Below are 19,133 nucleotides of genomic sequence, written 5' to 3'. Positions count from 1 at the left end.
GGTCACTCCCGCCACTCCGCCGCGCACGAACTCCCGTTCGCGGGCAGCTGCTTGTACAGCAGGAACCCGTCGACCTTCGCCTTCACGCACTTGGAGCCGAAGTACCCGGTGTGCCCGTCGCCCTTGTTGTCGAGCACGACCGCCGACGAGCCGAGGCGCCGCGCGGTCTCCTCCGTCCAGCGGTACGGCGTCGCCGGGTCGCCCCGCGTCCCGACGAGCAGCAGCTTCGGCGTGTCGACGTCCCGTACCTCCTTGCGGATGTACGAGGTGCCCGCGGGCCACCCGAAACACATCAGGACGAGCGTCAGATTGTGCTCGCCGAAGACGGGCGAGACCTCCTCGAACTCCTGCTGGAGCCGCCCGATCTCCTTCTCCACCTTCCGCGCGCCGGGCCGGTCGGGGTCGTCGGCGCAGTTCACCGCCGCGAGCGCGGCGGTCTCGTTGTCCTGCGGCACGTCCTGGCGCCCGTGCCCGAAGCCATGTCCGAAGCCGCGCCCGAAGCCGTGCCCGACCCCCATGCCCCCGGCGCCGCCGACGCGCATCAGCGCCCGCGGATCGCCGTCGGCGAGCAGCGCGCCGAGCGCCTGCGACAAGGCGGGCCAGGCCTGCCTGCTGTACAGGGCGGAGCCGAGGACGCTCACCACGTCCTGTCCGGTGAACTCCGCGCCGTCCGTGGAGCGCAGCGGCATCGCGTCGAGGTCCTCGATGACCTTCACCATGGTCTCGCGGGCCCGCCGCGAGTCGTCGCCGAACACGCACCCGGCGTTCTTCGTGCACCACAGCAGGAAGTTGTCGAGCGCGGTCTGCTGTCCCTCGGCGGACGCGAGCCCCTGCTCGTCGACGGGCTCGGTCAGCGTGTCCACGCCGTCCAGGACCATCCGGCCGACCTTCTTCGGGAACTGCGCCGCGTACACCGCGCCGAGCCGCGTCCCGTACGAGAACCCCAGGTAGTTGAGCTTCTTGTCGCCGAGGGCCGCGCGCATGACGTCCATGTCGCGCGAGACGTTCACGGTGCCGATGTGCGGCAGCACGGGCCCCGACTCCTTGACGCACCGCTCGGCGGTCCGCCGCAGCTGCTCCAGGACGGCCCCCGCGTCGTCCGGGTCGTCGAGCCCCTCGGGCTCCGGTTCGTCGCCGCAGCTCACGGGCTCGCTGAGACCGACCCCGCGCGGGTCGAAGCCCACCACGTCATAGCCCTTGCCGAGGTCGCCGAAGCCCTTCAGATCGGCCGCGAGCCCGGCCACCCCGGGCCCGCCGGGGCCGCCGAAGTTCACCAGGAGCGAGCCGCGCTTCTTGCCGCTCGCCTTCACCTTCAGCAGGGCCAGGTCGACGGTGCCGCTGCGCGGGCGGGCGTAGTCGAGCGGCACGGTGAGCGTGCCGCAGCGGACGTCCTCGTTCTTCGTGACCGTCTCCGGCAGGTTCTGCTTCTCCGGCGTACAGACGGCCCACTTGACCTTCTGGGCGTAGAAGCGCTTGAGGTCGGGCCGCGGCGGCTCGGCGCCGGTCGCGGCGGGCAGGGCCGTGAGGGCCAGGGCGAGGGCGGTGACGCCCGTGAGCGCCGGTGTGCGCACGGCTGCCTCCAAGAGGTGCGGTCTCCCCCAAGAGGTGCGGTCTAGCGGTCCACAGGTCCGGTCCCCTTCCGCAAGGCTAGGCGCCCTGACCGCACCCCGCCCGCCCAGAGCGCCTACGTTCCGTGATCGTCACAGCTCAGGACCGTTCCATACGCCCTTGGGCAACGGAACTCATCGACACCTCTCGACCAGCTTCTGACCCTTGAGTAACCTTACTCAAGGGTAAATTGACGTCGGGCTGAGCCCATTGACGGTGACAAGCCCGTCGAGACCGACCGAGCTGGGAGCTGGGCCATGGCCGACCGCTATCTGACGTTCACCCGTACCGCCCCCGGCCGCTTCCTCACCCGCAGGCTCGGCCTGCCCCGGCCCGTGCCGCTGCGCCGCTTCTCGCCCGAACACCCCGCGCTCGACGGGCCGTTGCTGCACCTCACGGCGGGCGACCTGCCGCTGCCCGGCCTGCACGAGGTCCTGACCCGCACCGGACTCCCGCCGCACACCGGCCCGTTGGGCACGCGGCACCCCGCCGCCGTCGTCCTGGACGCCACCGGCGTCGCCACCGTCTCCGCCCTCGTGGACGTGCACGCCACGCTGCACCCCGTGGTCCGCTCGATCGCGGACTGCGGCCGCGTCGTGGTCCTCGGCGCGCCGCTCTCCCCCGCCGACCACCACCAGGCCGCCGCGCAGCAGGCCCTCGACGGGTTCGTCCGCTCCCTCGCGAAGGAACTCGGCCGGGGCCGCACCGCGACGCTCGTCCGCACCGCCTCCGCGCCCGCCACCGAGCCCACCCTGCGCTTCCTCCTCTCTCCGAAGTCGGCGTACGTCAACGGCCAGACGATCGAGGTGACCCCCGACGCGCACGCACCCGAAAACGACTCGCCTGGACGCCCGTTGGCGGGCCGCACCGCACTCGTCACCGGAGCCGCGCGCGGCATAGGCGCGGCGGTGGCCGAGGTCCTGGCCCGCGACGGCGCCCGCGTCGTCGCCCTCGACGTGCCCGCCGCGCGCACCGATCTCGTACGCGTCGCCGAACGCGTCGGCGGCGCACCGCTGGCCCTCGACATCACCGCCGACGACGCGGGCGAGCGGATCGCCGCCGCGCTGCCCGGCGGCCTCGACGTCCTCGTCCACAACGCGGGCATCACCCGCGACCGACGCCTCGCCAACATGGCCGCCGACCGCTGGAGTTCGGTCCTCGACGTCAACCTGGGCAGCGTCCTGCGCACCACGGACTTCCTCCTGAAGTCCGGCACGCTGCGGCGCGGCGGCAGCGTCGTCGCCACCGCGTCCGTCGCGGGGCTCGCGGGGAACGCCGGGCAGACCAACTACGCCGCCAGCAAGGCGGGCGTCGCCGGCCTGGTCCGGTCCCTCGCGCCCCGGGCCCTGGCCGAGCACGGCATCACCGTCAACGCGGTGGCCCCCGGCTTCATCGAGACCCGCATGACCGCGGCCGTGCCCCTCCTCATCCGCGAGGCCGGCCGCCGCCTGAACTCCCTCGCGCAGGGCGGGCAGCCGGTCGACGTCGCCGAAACGGTGGCCTGGCTGGCGCTCGGCGGGGTGAACGCCCAGGTGATACGAGTCTGCGGCCAAAGCCTCCTGGGCGCCTGACGCCACCGCTGAGCTTGAACCGTGCCTCCCGCAAGGCCCCGCCCCCCTCCGGAAAGGCCCCCATGCCCCGGCCCCCGCTCCCCCTCACCCTCCTCAAGGGCGCCTTCCTCTCACCCCTCAAGCACCCCGGCACCGGGCACGGCAACGGCGGCCCGCGACTGCGGGACCGTGCCCGGGCCACGCCCGGCCGAGCCGACGCGTACCGCCGGGTCTGCGGGTTCGCCCCCACCGGGGAACCCCCCGGGGACACCCTCCCCCTGCCCTACCCGCACGTGCTCGCGTTCCCCCTCACCACCCGCCTCATGGCCGCCAGGGCCTTCCCGCTGCCCCTGCTCGGCCTGGTGCACACCTCCATCGAGGTCGTCCGGCACAGAGCACTCCGGCCCACGGACGACCTCGGCCTCACGGCGTACGTGGAGAAGCTGGCCCCGCACCGCCGCGGCACGGAGGCCACCCTCACCGTGGAGGCGACCGTCGACGGAACGATCGCGTGGGAGTCCCGCAGCACCTACCTCGCCCGCCACGAGACCGGGGCGACGGCGCCACCCCGACAGGGCCCCGGCGACGAGCCCCCGCTCCCCGTCGAGGCACGATGGCGCCTCGCGGCCGGTCTCGGCCGCCGCTACGCCGCCGTCTCCGGCGACCGCAACCCCATCCACCTGCACCCGCTCACGGCCCGCCCCTTCGGCTTCCCGCGCCCGATCGCCCACGGCATGTGGACGTTCGCGCGCTGCCTGGCGGAGTACGGACCGACCGGCACGGAACCAGTGCGCGTGACCGCCCGGTTCCGGGCGCCCGTACTCCTACCCGCGACCGTCACGTACGGCCGCCGCGGCCAGCACTTCGAACTGCGCGACAGCACCGGACGGCCGCACGTGCGCGGCCGGGTGGAGCCGCTAGGCGGGCGGTGACCAGGGGCGGCCCTCCATGAGGTCACCGAGCCCCGCCCAGGCGAAGTTCATGAGCGTGGCCGCGGCCTCCTTGGCCGGGACGGACGGCTCCGTGTTGGCCCACCCGGCGAGGGACTCCGCGGCGCCGACGAGGGCGTGCGCGAGCCCCGCGACCTCGCGGTCGGGCAGCGACGGGTCCCGGTGGGCGGCCCGCGCCGCCGCGCCTATGAGCGCGGTCACGAACGCGACGATCTCGGCCCGCGCCGCGTTCACCTCGGCGGCGAACGGCTCGCCGACCGTGCGCGCCTGGCTGTGCAGCACCGCCCAGGCGTCCGGGTGGAGCGCGGTGTGCTCGAAGAACGCCCGCAGGCCGTCCCAGAGCTGCTGATCGGCGGGCGCGTCGGGGTTCACGGCCGAGCGCACGGCCTGCGTGAGCGCGGCGGCCTCACGCCGGATGCAGGCGGTGAACAGGTCTTCCTTGGAGTTCAGATACAGATACACAAGCGGCTTGGAGACCCCGGCCAACTCCGCGATCTCGTCCATGGAAGCGGCCCGGTACCCGCGCTGCCCGAAGGTCCGCACCGCCGCGTCCAGCATCTGCCGCTCCCGCACGGCCCGCGGCATCCGCTTCTGCCGCCCCCGCTTCCCGCCCTCCCCGGCCCTGCTCCCGGTGCTCCCGGTCTTCACAGCTCCCACCCCGGCCGCCCGCCCTTCCGCACCCAACCGTCCACAGATCAGCGTACGACCCACCACCGACACCCCCACGTACAGCCAGGTGGCCCGGTCTCGGTTGAGGTTGTGAAGCGCGCCCCCTCCTCAGGAGGGGAACTCCGGAGCCATCCAAGGAGCCGCGCCCCTTGCGGCCGAGAGGTCAGCTCAGGCCGCGCCCCCGCTCCGGCAGCAGCGCCTCCGGGAAGTCGCCCGCGAGCTCAGGCGATAGGCGATCACCCACCGGAAGATCCGGCGGCGCGGAGTCCTCATCCGTCACGCCGATGCACAGCAGCCCCGGCCAGGTCATCACCGAGATGTCGATACGCCGCCTGGCACCGGGCTGCGCCAGACAGTTGTCCGGTACGGCGTGCTGTACGACGTTGCTGACGAGCTCGGAGACGGCGAGCCGGGCGTCATCGCCGATGCGCTCAAGCCCCCAGTCCTGGAGGGACCCCCGAACCATTTCCCGTGCGGCGCGGACCGCGTCCCGCGAATCTGCGGAGAGCGTCAGCGCCCGGTGATGACCAGCCGACGAATCGGCGGCATCAGCTCGCGGGGCTGCCATGCCTGAAGTGTTCGCTCTGTTCTTGCTCGGACGAGCTCCCATCACGTCCCCTCCTGATGCCGACGGGCGGCATACCCGGTCGTTCCGTGCCGAACAGTGAACGTCACGAGCCGACGAATCGGGAGCGTTCATCAGGGGGTTCATGTGAACCCCGGCGAAGGCAAAGGGGGTTCACATGAACCCCCGAGCCTTGCGAGCTGTGGCACCATGAACACTCGCCGTCATTCTCGGGTTGGCAGGGAAGCATGGACCGAGATCCGAACGCGCGCCTCATCCCCCTGATGGAAGAGGCCGGAGTCTCGAACAAGGGCCTCGCGAAACGCATGTGCGACCGGGCGGAGCAACGCGGCACACCTCTCGGAACCACGCACGTGTCCGTCCAGCGCTGGCGAGCCGGCGCAGGCATCAAGCCGCAGACGGCGGTGATCATGGCCGACGTACTCAGCGCCAAGCTGAGTCGCCGTGTCACGCCGGGCGATCTTGGATTTTTCGGCGAGCCTGCCCCGCCCGCATCGCAGCCGATCGGGTACCCGGCCACCGTGTCCGACGTGTTGGCCACACTCGACAGCCTCGCCCAAGAACGCGCCGAAACCGCCGCGCCCAACCGCCTGGTCGTCGCGGACGCCGACATCGACTCGGCGGTCCTGTCCTGGATGATCGCCCGCCCCGACGGCATCCAGGCCGACAGACCCGCGCGCCAGCGCATCGGCATGCGCGACGTACGTGCCATCCGAGACGCGGCGAGTACGTTCATGCAGCTCGACTTCAAGTACGGGGGGAGGCCACGGCCATCGGGCGCTGCGGCACTACTTCCGCCACGAGGTCCTGCCGCTGCTCAGCGCCAGCTACAGCGAGAGGGTCGGCACCGCGCTGTACAGCGCAGCTTCCGAAGTCGCCCAGTTGCTCGCATGGACCGCGTACGACGCAGGAAACCACCGCCTCGCACACCACTACCTCACGTCGACGCTACGGCTGTCCCAGGTCAACGGCGACCGCATGTTCGGCGCCCGCATCCTGACCAACCTCAGCCACCAGGCCAACTACCTCGGCACCCACGCCCAAGCGATCCAACTCGCCCGCGCATCAGTCGAAGGCGGCAAAGGCCAGTCCACCCCACGCGCCCTGGCAATCTTCACTGCCCACGAGGCCCGCGCCCTCGCCAACGCCGGAGACGCCCGCGGCGCAGGCCGCGCCATGAACGAAGCCGAGCGCCACTTCGAACGCGCCGACACGGCCGAAGACCCCGACTGGCTCCACTACGTCGACGCCGCAGAGATCCACGGCGAGATCTGCCACTGCCTACGCGACCTCAAACAGTGCCGCGAAGCCCTGGACCACGCCCAACGCGCCGTCGACAGCACGGACCCCCAGTACGCGCGCACCCTAGGCTTCTGCCGCATGGTCCTAGCCCAAAGCCAGCTAATGAGCGGCGAATTGGAGGCCGCCATCACAACAGCAAGCCTGGCGGTTGAGGCAGGCGACACCCTGCAGTCCTCTCGCTTCCAGCGATACGTCACCGACTTCCAGACAGAGGTGAGCGAGCACTCAGGCAACCCATCCGTTGCAGCCTTCAGTGAAAAAGTTCGCAACGCACTCGCTCGCTTGGACGACGACTGAGCCTCCACAGAGACGCCCAGCGCGGCTCGCCATCGCCACAGCTGAACAGCAATGGTTTTACTGTCGAGTTGGCCAGAAAGACGTAGCCTCATCGAGTCGTAAGGCTGCACCACCACAGCCCCCGCGCTAGCTCCGAACCGTGAGGTAATGGATGATTCACTCCAAATACTCGCAATGCCCGAGTCTCAAGAAGTGAGTAAAACCGCCCACCCGCCTGACGAACCCCCAGGTCACAGCCTGTGGTCCCCGCGCGTGCGGGGGTGGTCCCCCCGGCTTGCCCGTGAACGTCACAGGCCAGGTGTGGTCCCCGCGCGTGCGGGGGTGGTCCCATCACGGGGATGCCGTACGGATACTGCACCTCGTGGTCCCCGCGCGTGCGGGGATGGTCCTGCGGCGAGCAGGACGCGGTGAAGCGTGTGCTGGTGGTCCCCGCGCGTGCGGGGATGGTCCCTGGACCCGCAGCTCAGCCACGGGGTGTGCGCTGTGGTCCCCGCGCGTGCGGGGATGGTCCCAGCCGAGCGCATGCAGCCCGCGAGCAGTTCAGGTGATCCCCGCGCGTGCGGGAGTGGTCCCTCCTCGCCCTCCTCGATCGGGTTCAGGCTCATGTGGTCCCCGCGCGTGCGGGGGTGGTCCCTCGACCTGCCACTGGCCGCTGCTGGGGTACGCGTGGTCCCCGCGCGTGCGGGGGTGGTCCCATCTGGCCGCAGACCGCGAAGTGACTGCCGGGGTGGTCCCCGCGCGGGCGGGGGTGGTCCCCTGATCCCCCAGGTGCTCGCGCTCCGGGAAGGGTGGTCCCCGCGCGTGCGGGGGTGGTCCCGGGCAGGTCGGCGGCGAGTACTCCTCCCCCGGGTGGTCCCCGCGCGTGCGGGGATGGACCCATAGTGGCCTCTCCCCCCTGGCCGAGGTTGAAGTGGCTCCCACGCATACGCGGTGGCTCCTTCGCGACAGCCCTAGCCTCTACACCCGGAGTGCGGATCCCACCGCGTGCCCATACCTCGCCAAGGGGTACGCCACACCGCCGTAGCCCTACCAGGGCCGCCAATCCCGAGGCCCATCGTCATCCCGCAGTGCCGCGATCCGGCGCCGGTACTCGTCCGCCACCCGCTCACTCACCCGCACGTTCTGCATGAGCCACGTCGTCATGTTGAACTCCTGCAGCCCGCGGAGCGTCGCGTAGCCCTCCCAGTCGTACAGGTCCCGCCCGTACGCGCCCACGAAGTCGGCGTACTGCTGCTCGGTCTGCCAGCCGAGGCTGTGGTGTTCCACGGACGTGACCATCAGGTCCCACTCCGGGTGGTCGAAGCAGAAGACTTCGAAGTCGATCAGGATCACGCGGCCTTGGACGTCCACCATGAGGTTCTGGACGTGGGCATCCCCGTGGACGGGCCCCTTCGGCGTCTCGAACCTCAGCTCAGCGCACTTGTCCCGGAGCTCCCTCGCGCGCTTCCGCAAGAAGGCCTTGTCGTCATCTGGGATCACGGCCTTGTCCAGTCGTACGTCCGACTTGTCGAACGGCTCGTACGACGGCAGGTGGAGGCCCTCCGGCACGGTCATGGAGTGCAGGTCCCGCAGGACACCGCCCAACTCCCCGTACGTGGCCTTGCGGTCTGCCTCAACGATCAGGTGCCAGAACGTCACGGGATGGCCGTCGATCACGAGTGGCTGCTCCAGGTCCTCGACGGCCCGCGTGGCGGGGAACCCCTCGCCGGTCAGCCAGCGCGAGACCGCGACCTCGTTGCGCGCCTTGGTCAGCCACTCCGGCCCGCGCGCGACGCGGACGATCACGGGCGCCGAGGCGAGTCGGAAGAGCGCGTTCTCTCCGAGCCGGATCAACTCCGCGTCTCTGTCGTCCAGGCCCGCCGCCCGGCACGCGGCAGTCATCACCCGCGTCGCCCCCGCCTCCATGAACCCCTTCTCCGACCCCTGACCAGCGTCAGCCGCCATGCCCGAACCAGCTCCCCTAGTCGCGCGCGATCAACTGGCGCCACGCCCACGGGTGACCAACCCGACGCCCGCCAGACGCGTCATCGACCGTACAGACCACACCACTTGGCCACGAGGGGGCGCCAAGACGACAAGCTGCTGCGAAACGGCCCCATAGCCGCTTGCCTTGGCCACTGCCGCGGCCATCTAGACCGCCTAACATCGACAGCAACCAAGGCTGCACCAGCCCCTGAGACAAGCGACCACCAACCGCCGTCGCATTAACGACTGTACGCATTCGCCATCGAATGACCCCAATGCCGCTATCTCAAGAAGTGAGTCAGAACTCCCCAGTCGCCTGACAAACCCCCAGGTCACCGCCTGTGGTCCCCGCGCGTGCGGGGGTGGTCCCGCCGCCGCAGTGACGCCCCACGAGCCGATGTCGTGGTCCCCGCGCGTGCGGGGGTGGTCCCAACAGCACCATTCTTTCGTCCTGTTGCGCATTGTGGTCCCCGCGCGTGCGGGGGTGGTCCCGCCTCCCCGCGTTTCCGCCGCCGCGGCGGGCCGTGGTCCCCGCGCGTGCGGGGGTGGTCCCCCTGACGCTGGCCCAGGTGCTGGACCGGGCGGGTGGTCCCCGCGCGTGCGGGGGTGGTCCCGTCGACTTCGCAGGGAAGCCGCGAAGACCGTCGTGGTCCCCGCGCGTGCGGGGGTGGTCCCAGGGCGACACGGTTCACCGCGGTGGTCACCTCGTGGTCCCCGCGCGTGCGGGGGTGGTCCCCTCGCCGCCATCGAGGAGGCCTACCGCGCGGTGTGGTCCCCGCGCGTGCGGGGGTGGTCCCGTGCTCGTCTCTGGTGATCGCGCGATGTGCCGGTGGTCCCCGCGCGTGCGGGGGTGGTCCCAGAGCAATCGTCCCGCGGTGGGCGGCGCGGACGTGGTCCCCGCGCGTGCGGGGGTGGTCCCCAGCGCACCGTGTGGCCGCCGGGGGCGTTGTAGTGGTCCCCGCGCGTGCGGGGGTGATCCCGTCGCTCCGCCGCCGCGGGCCAGTTCATCCCAGTGGTCCCCGTGCTTGCGGGGGTAGTCCCGAGCTGAGCGGCGAGCACAGCGAACCCGACTCGTGGTCCCCGCGCATACGGGCCCCCCAAGCCACACCCCGCCACACCGCCGAGCCCCGCGCCAAGACATCGGCGCGGGGCTCGCGGAAAGAGGTCGGGAGGCGTCAGGCGTTAGCCGGTACCACGTCCGGCTCGTCGATCGGCGAAGCCGAGGCGTGCTCGTACGCCTCCCGGTCGAGGATGTTCTCGCGCGCCGCGACCAGGACCGGGACCAGGGCCTGGCCCGCGACGTTCGTGGCCGTGCGCATCATGTCGAGCACCGGGTCGATGGCGAGCAGCAGGCCGACGCCCTCCATCGGCAGGCCGAGCGTGGACAGGGTCAGGGTCAGCATGACCGTGGCGCCGGTGAGGCCTGCGGTGGCGGCGGAGCCGACGACCGAGACGAAGGCGATCAGGAGGTACTCCTTGATGCCCATGTTCACGTCGAAGATCTGCGCGACGAAGATCGCGGCGATCGCCGGGTAGATCGCGGCGCAGCCGTCCATCTTGGTGGTGGCGCCGAACGGCACCGCGAAGGACGTGTACTCCTTCGGCACGCCGAGGCGCTCGGTGACCTTCTGGGTCAGCGGCATGGTGCCGACGGAGGAGCGGGAGACGAAGGCCAGCTGGATGGCGGGCCAGGCGCCCTTGAAGAACTGGAGCGGGCTGACCTTGGCGACCGTGGCGAGCAGCAGCGGGTAGACGCCGAACATCACCAGGGCGCAGCCGATGTAGATGTCCGCGGTGAACGTGGCGTACTTGCTGATCAGGTTCCAGCCGTAGTCGGCGATGGCGAAGCCGATGAGGCCGATGGTGCCGATCGGGGAGAGCTTGATGACCCACCACAGGGCCTTCTGGAGCAGCGTGAGGATCGACTCGCTGAGGTCCAGGATCGGCTTGGCCTTCTCGTCGCCGATCTTGAGGATGGCGACGCCCGCGACGGCGGCCATGAAGACGATCTGCAGGACGTTCAGCTCGGTGAACGGCGTGATGACGTCCGTCGGGATGATGCCGGTGAGGAAGTCGATCCAGGAGCCCTCGTGCTCGGGCTTGGCGCCGTCCTTGGGGGTCAGGCCCGTGCCCGCGCCGGGGTTGGTGACCAGGCCGATGACGAGGCCGATGACGACCGCGATCAGCGACGTGATCATGAACCAGAGGAGCGTGCGGGTCGCGAGCCGGGCGGCGTTGTTGACCTTCCGCAGATTGGTGATCGAGATCAGGATGGCGAAGAACACCAGCGGGGCGACGGCCAGCTTCAGCAGGCCGATGAAGGTGTCGCCGACCTTCGACAGGGTGGTGACGAGCCAGCTGATGTCCTGGCTGCGGGCGAGCCAGCCGAGCAGCACGCCCAGGACGAGACCGCCGAGGATCTGGGCCCAGAAGGGCAGCTTCAGGAACTTCGGTATCCGGAAGCCGGGCTTCGGCTCGCCGGCGGGGGTCGCGGAATTCGCGGACACGGACACGGACACACTCCGGGTAATGACGGGGACGTGAGGAGCGGCGACCGCGAAAGGTCGGCGGGCGCCGCTGCAGTGCAGATGTCGAAGTCGTTCAGATGACGCGACAGGCCGCGGACATGCAGCGGCAGAGATCGACATGCAGGCGCGCCACGAGCGGGACGCTCATGGCGTTGCGGTGCGCGGCTGCTGTCTTCATGTCGAACACGTTAACACTTGAACTTTGAGTACATCAAAGCCCTTGTTTGAGGTAGACGGGGTCCCAAGCGTCCCAGAAACGACGGAACCCCGGCACCGGAGCGGCATGCTCCGGTACCGGGGTTCGCGGCGTGGTGAGTGGGGTGTGACGAACCTTACGACCGCGCGGGCCGCACGGCCCGCGGCCTCCGCGCTACTGCGCGGTGCGCGTGGCGTCGTCGGCGCCGTCCTCCTGGGTGCGGTTGCGCTCCAGGCTGGCCTTGACGTTGTCGACCTTCGCGACGACCTTCTCCGACGCGCGGTCACGCTCCTTGCGCAGGAGCACGAAGCTGAGGGGCGCGGAGACCACCAGGGAGAGCAGCGCCACCCACAGGAGGTTGGAGCCGCCGAGTCCGCGCGGCACGATGCCGGAGTAGACGAGGCCCCAGACGACCAAGAAGCAGCCCGCGAAGACCCCGAGGCGCATCAGCGTGTAGCGGAGCATGTCAATCCACTCTTCCGTTCCGACATAGGCCCGAGCATCCCGAATCAGCCCGAGCCGGACGAGCCCCTCCAGTGAAGCACGGCGCGGCGCCCCGGCAGGAGGCGGGTCAGAGCCGCATCGGCTGCGGCGACTCGCGCAGCTCCCGGTCGGGCCCGGGGAACTCGCGGATGACCTCGTAGCGCGTGTTGCGCTCCACCGGGCGGAACCCGGCCTCGCGGATCAGGTCGAGCAGGTCGTCGCGGGTCAGCTTGTTCGGCGTGCCGAAGTTGTCCGCGTCGTGTGTGATCTTGTACTCGACGACGGAGCCGTCCATGTCGTCCGCGCCGTGCTGGAGCGCGAGCTGCGCGGTGGCGAGGCCGTGCATGACCCAGAAGACCTTGACGTGCGGCACGTTGTCGAACAGCAGCCGGGAGACGGCGAAGGTCTTGAGGGCCTCGATGCCGGAGGCCATCTTGGTGCGGGCCTGGAGGCGGTTGCGGACCTTGCCGTCCTGCATGTCCACGAAGTCGTGCTGGTAGCGCAGCGGGATGAAGACCTGGAAGCCGCCGGTCTCGTCCTGGAGCTCACGCAGGCGCAGCACGTGGTCGACGCGGTGCCGGGGCTCCTCGATGTGCCCGTACAGCATCGTCGCGGGGGTCTTCAGACCCTTCTCGTGCGCCAGGCGGTGGATCCGGGACCAGTCCTCCCAGTGGGTCTTGTGGTCCACGATGTGCTGGCGGACCTCCCAGTCGAAGATCTCGGCGCCGCCGCCGGTCAGCGACTCCAGACCGGCGTCGATCAGCTCGTCGAGGATCTCGGAGGCGGACAGGCCCGAGATGGTCTCGAAGTGGTGGATCTCGGTGGCCGTGAAGGCCTTCAGGGAGACGTTCGGCAGCGCGGCCTTCAGCTCCCGCAGCGAGCGCGGGTAGTAGCGCCAGGGGAGGTTCGGGTGCAGGCCGTTGACGATGTGCAGCTCGGTGAGGTTGTCGGCCTCCATCGCCTTGGCGAGCCGGACGGCCTCCTCGATGCGCATCGTGTACGCGTCCTTCTCGCCCGGCTTGCGCTGGAAGGAGCAGTACGCACAGGAGGCCGTGCACACGTTGGTCATGTTGAGGTGCCGGTTGACGTTGAAGTGCACCACGTCGCCGTTCTTGCGGGTGCGCACCTCGTGGGCGAGACCGCCGAGCCAGGCCAGGTCGTCGGACTCGTACAGGGCGATGCCGTCCTCACGGGACAGCCGCTCGCCGGAGCGGACCTTCTCCTCAAGGTCGCGCTTGAGCCCTGCGTCCATTGCCGTACCTCTATCCCTCAACGACCTGCGAACAGACCCGACCAACCGTACGCCTAGACCTCCTCGGGAAGTTCCCCGACCCGGTTCTCCCACTTCGTGGAGAGGACGATCGTCGTCCGCGTGCGCGAGACGCCCTTGGTGCCGCTGAGGCGGCGGATGGTCTTCTCCAGGCCGTCGACGTCGCTGGCGCGGACCTTGAGCATGTACGAGTCGTCGCCCGCGATGAACCAGCAGTCCTCGATCTCGTGCAGGTCGCGCAGGCGCCGGGCCACGTCCTCGTGGTCGGCGGCGTCGGACAGCGAGATGCCGATCAGCGCGGTGACGCCGAGGCCGAGGGACGCGGAGTCGACCGTCGCGCGGTAGCCGGTGATGACGCCGGCCGCCTCCAGGCGGTTGATGCGGTCGGTGACGCTGGGCCCGGAGAGGCCGACGAGGCGCCCGAGCTCGGCGTAGGAGGCACGTCCGTTCTCGCGCAGAGCCTGGATGAGCTGCCTGTCCACGGCATCCATAGGTCGAAGCCTTTCATTATTTAGCGTTTTCGCGAGTCTACGTGTAGAATCTAAGGCGTAACAGGGTCTAGACCCTGCGAATCTTCCGGATGTTCAGCCGATCAACGACGATCCTTCGAATCCTTCAGGAGTGTTCCCCGTGTACACGATCGAGATGGCCTACGCCCGTATGCGCGAGCTTCAGGACCAGGCCAACCGCTCGCGTGCCCACCAGTCCGCCGTCGCCGCGCGCAAGGCCCGCAAGCGCGCCGCCAAGAAGCGCTGAGCGCCCCTCCGGGCGCTCACCCCTCACGGGAGCCGCCTCCTAGCTCCCCTTCCCATCGGCGGTACAGCCGGTGCGGCACCTGAGCCGCGTCCAGCATCCGCCCGGCGACGAAGTCCACCAGATCCTGGATGTGCGTCGCCCCCGCGTAGAACGCCGGAGAGGCGGGCAGCACGATCGCGCCCGCCTCGTCCAGGCTCACCAGGTGCCGAAGCGTCTGCCCGTTCAGCGGCGTCTCCCGTACGCAGACCACGAGCCGCCGCCCCTCCTTGAGCGTCACGCTCGCCACGCGCTGCAGCAGGTCCTTCGAGAGCCCGAGCGCCACCCCGGCCACGCACGCCGTGGACGCGGGCACGATCAGCATCCCCTTCGTCGCGTACGAACCCGACGAGGGCCCCGCCGCCAGGTCACCGGCCGCCCAGTAGCGCACGTCGTCCGTGCGCACCCGGAACGTGTCCGGCTTGCCGTCCGCGCCCCGCGCCAGCCACTGCTCCAGGTCCGCGCGCCAGTGCGCGTCCCGGAACGAGATGCCGGTCTCGTCGAGCAGCGTCAGACGCGAGGCCCGCGAGACCACCAGGTCCACGCTCTCCCCGGCCGCGAGCAGCGCCCGCAGGACCGCCGCGGCGTACGGGGTGCCGGAAGCGCCCGACACCCCCACGACCCAGGGCCTACGCTCCGTATCTCCCGCGTTCACGCCCCGCAGCCTATCCACGGGCTCGGTGCGGCCCGTCATACCGTGAGCCCGCGCACCAGCAGGTCGAGCAGCGCGCACACGAAGAGCGCGATGCCGATGAAGCCGTTGACCTGGAAGAAGGCACGGTTGAGGCGGGACAGGTCGTGCGGGCGCACGATCGAGTGCTCGTACAGGAACGCACCCGCGACGATCAGCAGGCCCAGCCAGAAGAACGCGCCCGCGCCGGTCTGTACGGCGTACCAGACGAGCAGCGCCGTCGTGACGGCGTGGCAGCCGCGCGCGCCCCGGATGGAGGCCGGAACGCCGAACCGCGCGGGGACCGAGAGCACACCGGCCTCCCGGTCGCTCTCCACGTCCTGGCAGGCGTAGATCAGGTCGAAGCCGCCGATCCACACGCCCACCGCGAGACCCAGGATCACCGCGGTCCACGACCACTCGCCGGTGATCGCGAGCCAGGCGCCGATCGGCCCCATGGCCTGCGCGATGCCGAGGATCGCCTGCGGGAAGTTGGTGAACCGCTTGCCGTACGGATAGACGACCATCGGGATCACCGCGACCGGCGCGAGCGCCAGGCACAGCGGGTTGAGCAGCGCGGCGGAGCCCAGGAAGACCACGACGGCGACGAGCGCGCCGGTCCACGCGGACTTCACCGTGACCGCGCCGGTGACCAGCTCGCGGTGCGCGGTGCGCGGGTTACGGGCGTCGATCTCGCGGTCGATGATGCGGTTCGCGGCCATCGCGAAGGTGCGCAGGCCCACCATGCAGATGGTGACCAGGAGCAGCCGCCCCCAGTGGATGTTCTTGTCCCACTCGTACATCGCCGTCAGGGACGCGATGTAGGCGAAGGGCAGCGCGAACACCGAGTGCTCGATCATGACGAGCCGCAGGAAGGCTTTCGTACGTCCCGGCTGCGGCAGCGCGGCGGAAGCGGAACTCACAGGCCGTACTCCCTCCAGCGGCGGTCCACGAGCGCCGCCGTGTCCGGGTCCGACTCGACCATGTCCGGCCAGCCGCCGTCGCGCGTGTAGCCCTCCTCGGGCCACTTCTTCGTCGCGTCGATGCCCGCCTTGCCGCCCCAGAACTGCTGGTACGAGGCGTGGTCGAGGTGGTCGACGGGCCCCTCGACGACGGTCAGGTCACGCGCGTAGTCGGTGTTGCCGAGCGCCCGCCACGACACCTCGTGCAGGTCGTGGACGTCGCAGTCGGAGTCCACGACCACGATCAGCTTGGTCAGGGACATCATGTGCGCGCCCCAGATGGCGTGCATGACCTTCTGCGCGTGCTTCGGGTACTTCTTGTCGATCGAGACGATCGCGCAGTTGTGGAAGCCGCCCGACTCCGGCAGGTGGTAGTCCACGATGTCCGGAACGATGATCTTCAGGAGCGGCAGGAAGAACCGCTCGGTGGCCCGGCCGAGGGGCCCGTCCTCCGTCGGCGGACGGCCCACCACGATCGACTGGAGCAGCGGCCGCTTCCGCATCGTCACGCAGTCGATCGTCAGCGCGGGGAACGGCTCCTGCGGCGTGTAGAAGCCGGTGTGGTCGCCGAAGGGGCCCTCGGGGAGCATCTCGCCCGGCTCCAGCCAGCCCTCCAGGACGACCTCGGCCTGCGCGGGCACCTGGAGCGGCACGGTCTTGCAGTCGACCATCTCGATCCGCTTGCCCTGGAGAAAGCCCGCGAAGAGGTACTCGTCGATGTCGCCGGGCAGCGGCGCGGTGGACGCGTACGTCACGGCGGGCGGGCAGCCGAAGGCGATCGCGACCGGAAGGCGCTCGCCCCTCCGCGCCGCCACCTGGTAGTGGTTGCGGCTGTCCTTGTGGATCTGCCAGTGCATGCCGATGGTGCGCCGGTCGTGGCGCTGGAGCCGGTAGAGCCCGAGGTTGCGGACACCGCTCTCAGGGTCCTTCGTGTGGGTGAGCCCCAGATTGAAGAAGGACCCGCCGTCCTTCGGCCAGGTGAACAGGGCGGGCAGCCGGTCCAGGTCCACGTCCTCGCCGCGGAGCACGACCTCCTGCACCGGCGCGTCCTTGACCTTCTTCGGCGGCACGTGCGTCATCGCGCCGAGCTTCCCGAAGGCCTCGCGCACGCCGACGAAGCCCTGCGGCAGCTCCGGCCTGAGCAGCCCGCCGATCTTCTCGCTGATCTCGCCGTACGACTTCAGGCCGAGGGCCTTGAGCAGTCGGCGGTCGGTCCCGAACACGTTCATCGCGAGGGGCATGTCGCTGCCCTTGACGTTCTCGAAGAGGAGCGCCGGGCCGCCGGACTTCTGTACGCGGTCGACGATCTCGCCGACCTCCAGATACGGGTCGACCTCGGCCTTGATCCGCTTCAGATCGCCCTCGCGCTCCAGTGCCCTCAGCAGAGAGCGGAGATCGTCATAAGCCATGCGGTCAAGTATCGGTCACCGGCTACCCTGGCCCCGTCACCGGGTACGCCCGGCGCCCGCGCTCCGCTCTCTGGGGGATCTCCGACACATGCTCAGGTATCTGCCGTTCCTGCTGGTCCTGGCCGTGTGGATCTACGCCTTCATCGATGTGCTCAACACTCCCGAGAAGGAAGTGCGCCATCTGCCCAAGGTGGTGTGGGTCATCATCGTGCTCCTCTTCGGCGAGGTCCTCCTGGGTCCGATCGCCTGGTTCGTCACCGGCAAGAAGCGGGGGCCCGCGACCGGCCGGGCGGGCGGCTCCCGCGGCGGCTGGGTCGCCCCCGACGACAACCCCGAGTTCCTGAAGAACCTGAACAAGGACCTGGACGACAAGCGGGACGAGGGAAAATAGCCCGTCCGGCGTTTGAGGACGAGGCGCGCAGCGCCGAAAAGGGGGTCCAAGGGGGCGGAGCCCCCTTGCTCGGGAAGGGGCGGGTCAGGGGCGCACCGCGAGGGCAGCATAGGCACCATGACGATCCCCACCGTCGACCTGCGTGCGTGGCGCTCCGGCCCTCCCGAAGCCCGCCAAGAGATCAAAAGGGCCGTGGACGACGGCCTCCGCACCGCGGGCTTCCTCCTCGTCACCGGCCACGACGTGGCACCCGGCCTGCGCACGGCCATCCGCGAGGAGTCCCGCTCCTTCTTCCGGCTTCCCCCCGAGGCCAAACAGCCGTACTCCGTGCGGGTGGGCGCCCGCGGCTGGCTGGGCCCCGGCGCGGAGGCCAACAGCTACGCGGAGGGCACCCCGTCCCCGCCGGACCTGAAGGAGTCGCTGTCCTTCGCCGCCGACGAGCCGACCGGCGACGCGGCCGTCGACGCGGAGTGGTTCGCGCCCAACACCTGGCCCGCCGAGACCCCGGGCCTGCGCGCCTGTGTGGAGACGTATCTGCGGCTGATGCGGACGCTCTCCGACCAGCTCCTCGAACTGCTCGCGGCCGCGCTCGGCGAGCCCGAGGACTTCTTCACCCGCCACACCGGCCACCCCACCTGGGGCTTCAACATCAACTGGTATCCGGGCCGCGACCGGGTCGGCACGCCCGAGCCGGGCCAGTTCCGCATCGGCCCGCACACCGACTTCGGCACGGTCACCGTGCTCGACCGGCAGGCGGGCCGGGGCGGGCTCCAGGTGTTCACCGACGCCGACGGCTGGCAGGACGCGCCCTGGGACCCGGAGGCGTTCACGATCAACATCGGCGATCTGATGGCGCGCTGGACGGGCGGCCGCTGGCGCTCCGGCCGCCACCGCGTCCTGCCGCCCCCGGCCGACGTGCCCGCCGAGGAGCTGATGTCGCTGGTGTACTTCTACGAGTGCGACCCGGGCACGGACGTGCGCGGCATCGACTCGCACGTCTATCTGCGCGCCCAACTGGACGCGATCGCCTCCGGCTGAGCCGGGTCAGTCGCCGCGCAGCACCAGGGCGAGAAGCCCGGGGAAGCGCGCGTCGAACTCCTCGCGCCGCAGCCGGTTCACCCGCCGCGGCCCCTCGTCGCGCTGCTCGACCAGGCCCGCGGCCCGCAGCGCCGCGAAGTGATGGCTCAGCGCGGCCTTGCCGACGGGCACGTCGAAACTCCCGCAGGCCCGCGACCAGTCCGCCGAGCCCGCGAGCTCCCGCACCAGGCGCAGCCGCACGGGGTCGGCGAGCGCGGCGAGGGCCTCCTGCACGGTGACGTCGTCGAGGCGCGCGTGCACGGGGGCCGCGCGGTGGCTTGTGCGTGGGGCCATGGGCCCGCCTTCCCGTTCGCGAGGGGCAGGGACTTGCAGAGTGTTCGATGAAAACCATACAGTCCCGAGTGTTCAACGCAGATCGAACACGCAGAACGAACACGCAGAACGAACACGCAGATCCAGCACCCAGC

General features: G+C 70.4%; 18 protein-coding genes, 1 pseudogene and 2 CRISPR repeat arrays. Of the genes and pseudogenes, 7 read left to right on the top strand and 12 right to left on the bottom strand.

What is annotated here, in order from left to right; translation table 11 throughout:
- Positions 1-2: 2 nt before the first annotated feature.
- Positions 3-1,571, bottom strand: a complete 1,569-nt coding sequence (locus CP982_RS24315) for an alpha/beta hydrolase (protein WP_308294312.1) — start codon at positions 1,569-1,571, stop codon at positions 3-5.
- Between the two features lie 294 nt (positions 1,572-1,865).
- Between CP982_RS24315 and CP982_RS24310 the strand changes: the two genes are divergently transcribed.
- Together CP982_RS24310 and CP982_RS24305 are read left to right on the top strand one after the other, a co-directional pair.
- A complete protein-coding gene (locus tag CP982_RS24310; RefSeq protein ID WP_150512453.1) occupies positions 1,866-3,179 on the top strand; it encodes a 3-oxoacyl-ACP reductase in 1,314 nt (437 codons plus the stop codon).
- A gap of 62 nt (positions 3,180-3,241) precedes the next feature.
- Positions 3,242-4,090, top strand: coding sequence for a MaoC family dehydratase (locus tag CP982_RS24305; RefSeq protein WP_150512452.1), 849 nt, complete (start codon positions 3,242-3,244; stop codon positions 4,088-4,090).
- Here the strand turns inward: CP982_RS24305 and CP982_RS24300 are convergent.
- Positions 4,076-4,693 carry a TetR/AcrR family transcriptional regulator gene (locus CP982_RS24300; RefSeq protein WP_150515676.1) on the bottom strand — a complete coding sequence of 206 codons (618 nt, stop codon included), beginning with the start codon at positions 4,691-4,693 and terminating at the stop codon, positions 4,076-4,078. The genes CP982_RS24305 and CP982_RS24300 overlap by 15 nt on opposite strands.
- A 247-nt stretch (positions 4,694-4,940) precedes the next feature.
- Positions 4,941-5,345, bottom strand: coding sequence for an ATP-binding protein (locus tag CP982_RS24295; RefSeq protein WP_229879038.1), 405 nt, complete (start codon positions 5,343-5,345; stop codon positions 4,941-4,943).
- 245 nt (positions 5,346-5,590) lie between these two features.
- Between CP982_RS24295 and CP982_RS43340 the strand changes: the two are divergent.
- A pseudogene (locus CP982_RS43340) lies at positions 5,591-6,097 on the top strand (NsdA family TPR-like regulatory protein); the annotation flags it as partial.
- A complete protein-coding gene (locus CP982_RS24290) occupies positions 6,069-6,962 on the top strand; it encodes an NsdA family TPR-like regulatory protein (protein ID WP_308294311.1) in 894 nt (297 codons plus the stop codon). The pseudogene CP982_RS43340 and the gene CP982_RS24290, both read left to right, overlap by 29 nt.
- 239 nt (positions 6,963-7,201) lie before the next feature.
- Positions 7,202-7,840: a CRISPR direct-repeat array (repeat unit 29 nt; unit sequence GTGGTCCCCGCGCGTGCGGGGGTGGTCCC).
- A gap of 148 nt (positions 7,841-7,988) precedes the next feature.
- Here the strand turns inward: CP982_RS24290 and CP982_RS24285 are convergent.
- The 5 genes from CP982_RS24285 to CP982_RS24265 all read right to left on the bottom strand — a co-directional run bounded on the left by CP982_RS24285 (position 7,989) and on the right by CP982_RS24265 (position 13,895).
- Positions 7,989-8,906 (bottom strand): aminoglycoside phosphotransferase family protein, encoded by a 918-nt coding sequence (locus tag CP982_RS24285; RefSeq protein WP_150512450.1) that lies wholly within the window; start codon positions 8,904-8,906, stop codon positions 7,989-7,991.
- 362 nt (positions 8,907-9,268) lie between these two features.
- Positions 9,269-9,968: a CRISPR direct-repeat array (repeat unit 29 nt; unit sequence GTGGTCCCCGCGCGTGCGGGGGTGGTCCC).
- Between the two features lie 134 nt (positions 9,969-10,102).
- On the bottom strand, positions 10,103-11,434 hold the full coding sequence (locus CP982_RS24280) for a dicarboxylate/amino acid:cation symporter (RefSeq protein ID WP_150515675.1): 1,332 nt from the start codon (positions 11,432-11,434) through the stop codon (positions 10,103-10,105).
- A gap of 391 nt (positions 11,435-11,825) precedes the next feature.
- A complete protein-coding gene (locus CP982_RS24275) occupies positions 11,826-12,116 on the bottom strand; it encodes a DUF4229 domain-containing protein (RefSeq protein WP_150512449.1) in 291 nt (96 codons plus the stop codon).
- 106 nt (positions 12,117-12,222) lie between these two features.
- Positions 12,223-13,386, bottom strand: coding sequence for an aminofutalosine synthase MqnE (mqnE, locus tag CP982_RS24270; protein WP_144320328.1), 1,164 nt, complete (start codon positions 13,384-13,386; stop codon positions 12,223-12,225).
- Positions 13,387-13,439: 53 nt separating this feature from the next.
- Positions 13,440-13,895, bottom strand: a complete 456-nt coding sequence (locus CP982_RS24265) for an Lrp/AsnC family transcriptional regulator (protein ID WP_030685400.1) — start codon at positions 13,893-13,895, stop codon at positions 13,440-13,442.
- A 139-nt stretch (positions 13,896-14,034) separates the two neighbouring features.
- Here CP982_RS24265 and CP982_RS42985 point away from each other — a divergent pair, with 139 nt between their 5' ends.
- Complete coding sequence (locus tag CP982_RS42985) at positions 14,035-14,160, top strand: hypothetical protein (protein WP_260423133.1); 126 nt, start codon at positions 14,035-14,037, stop codon at positions 14,158-14,160.
- A 16-nt stretch (positions 14,161-14,176) separates the two neighbouring features.
- On the opposite strand, the gene CP982_RS24260 is transcribed toward CP982_RS42985, so the two are convergent.
- From CP982_RS24260 to CP982_RS24250, 3 genes are read right to left on the bottom strand one after another with little or no spacing between them, the layout of a single operon-like run.
- Positions 14,177-14,851, bottom strand: coding sequence for a UbiX family flavin prenyltransferase (locus CP982_RS24260; protein ID WP_362136722.1), 675 nt, complete (start codon positions 14,849-14,851; stop codon positions 14,177-14,179).
- 35 nt (positions 14,852-14,886) lie between these two features.
- Positions 14,887-15,789, bottom strand: a complete 903-nt coding sequence (gene mqnP, locus CP982_RS24255) for a menaquinone biosynthesis prenyltransferase MqnP (protein WP_150512447.1) — start codon at positions 15,787-15,789, stop codon at positions 14,887-14,889.
- The gene (locus CP982_RS24250) at positions 15,786-17,237 is read right to left on the bottom strand and encodes a menaquinone biosynthesis decarboxylase (RefSeq protein ID WP_150512446.1); all 1,452 of its coding nucleotides are present in this window, start codon (positions 17,235-17,237) and stop codon (positions 15,786-15,788) included. Before CP982_RS24250 ends, mqnP begins: the two co-directional genes overlap by 4 nt.
- Before the next feature lie 88 nt (positions 17,238-17,325).
- Here CP982_RS24250 and CP982_RS24245 point away from each other — a divergent pair, with 88 nt between their 5' ends.
- Positions 17,326-17,628: a PLD nuclease N-terminal domain-containing protein gene (locus tag CP982_RS24245; protein ID WP_150512445.1), complete on the top strand. Its 303-nt coding sequence runs from the start codon at positions 17,326-17,328 to the stop codon at positions 17,626-17,628.
- Between the two features lie 117 nt (positions 17,629-17,745).
- Positions 17,746-18,666, top strand: a complete 921-nt coding sequence (locus tag CP982_RS24240) for an isopenicillin N synthase family dioxygenase (RefSeq protein WP_150512444.1) — start codon at positions 17,746-17,748, stop codon at positions 18,664-18,666.
- Between the two features lie 6 nt (positions 18,667-18,672).
- Here the strand turns inward: CP982_RS24240 and CP982_RS24235 are convergent, their stop codons facing one another.
- Positions 18,673-18,999, bottom strand: a complete 327-nt coding sequence (locus CP982_RS24235) for an ArsR/SmtB family transcription factor (protein ID WP_030685386.1) — start codon at positions 18,997-18,999, stop codon at positions 18,673-18,675.
- Positions 19,000-19,133 lie beyond the last annotated feature (134 nt).

Origin of the sequence: Streptomyces spectabilis (assembly GCF_008704795.1) — a bacterium.
Classification (GTDB): domain Bacteria; phylum Actinomycetota; class Actinomycetes; order Streptomycetales; family Streptomycetaceae; genus Streptomyces; species Streptomyces spectabilis.
The sequence above is the reverse complement of the archived record's forward strand: the minus strand, read 5'-3'. Positions and strand labels throughout refer to the sequence as shown.